Origin of the sequence: Moraxella sp. K127 (genome assembly GCF_015223095.1) — a bacterium.
In the GTDB taxonomy this organism is placed as follows: Bacteria; Pseudomonadota; Gammaproteobacteria; order Pseudomonadales; family Moraxellaceae; genus Moraxella.
The window spans coordinates 1-758 of sequence record NZ_JADFBZ010000108.1; the positions used below are offsets into that span (position 1 = coordinate 1).

Annotated in this window: 2 protein-coding genes; both read right to left on the reverse strand. The window is 39.3% G+C overall.

Features of this window, described 5'->3' with window-relative positions; genetic code table 11:
• Positions 1–34: 34 nt before the first annotated feature.
• Positions 35–334 (reverse strand): helix-turn-helix domain-containing protein, encoded by a 300-nt coding sequence (locus tag IM753_RS12815; RefSeq protein ID WP_194109451.1) that lies wholly within the window; start codon positions 332–334, stop codon positions 35–37.
• A complete protein-coding gene (locus tag IM753_RS12820) occupies positions 321–692 on the reverse strand; it encodes a type II toxin-antitoxin system RelE/ParE family toxin (protein WP_194109452.1) in 372 nt (123 codons plus the stop codon). The genes IM753_RS12815 and IM753_RS12820 overlap by 14 nt, the downstream gene beginning before the upstream one ends.
• Positions 693–758 lie beyond the last annotated feature (66 nt).

The following is a 758-nucleotide window of genomic DNA, read 5'->3' on the forward strand; positions in this document are numbered from 1 at the left end:
TCATCTCTTACCCTTATTTTATGATTAAATGCTATCAAATATTAAACCCAACGTGCTTACCTGTTGGCAATTCCACATCAATGCGTAATTTTCCGCCCATGGTCTCTACATAGCGTTTTAGCGTGGACAGCTTAATCTCTGCCCCACGATTTTCAATGGCGGATAAAGTCGATTGGGTAATACCCATGGCTTCGGCAAGTTGTTTTTGCGACAGCTCCAACTCTTCACGCAACTGATGAAGCTGATAATCCAAAATCATCGCTTCGGCATTACGTTCCACTTCGGCTCGTTGTTCTGGCGATAACTTATTTAATAATTGTTCAAGCGTTGCCATTTGGACTCTCCTGTTTTATTAATTTATCCAAGTGCTGTTGATATAACTCATCAGCAAGCGGTATCATTTGTTTATAAAATTGCTTGTCATTACCCACTTTGTTACCTGCACATAGCACAATTGCTTGACGTAAGGGGTCAAACGCATAAAAGGCACGATAAGGGTCGCCCCCGATTTGGATACGCAATTCTTTCATATTGCTAAATTTTGAGCCATATAAGGTATCGGCATAAGGGCGAGCCAATCGGTGTCCGTATTGCTCTAATAACTTAAAGGCTTCCAATAATCGCATTTGAACCTGCAAGGGCTGTTCATCAAACCAGCATTCAAATTCATCAGTCGTTTCTACAATATACATCATGAATCCAATATCGTGTTTAGGCTATATTAAGACATAAATTTACTTTTGTCAAATAATAAAAAT

What these genes read in the sequence shown, in the direction of transcription:
- IM753_RS12820 (WP_194109452.1), bottom strand. Translation starts at nt 692, where the DNA reads ATGTATATTGTAGAAACGACTGATGAATTTGAATGCTGGTTTGATGAA.
- IM753_RS12815 (WP_194109451.1), bottom strand. Translation starts at nt 334, where the DNA reads ATGGCAACGCTTGAACAATTATTAAATAAGTTATCGCCAGAACAACGA.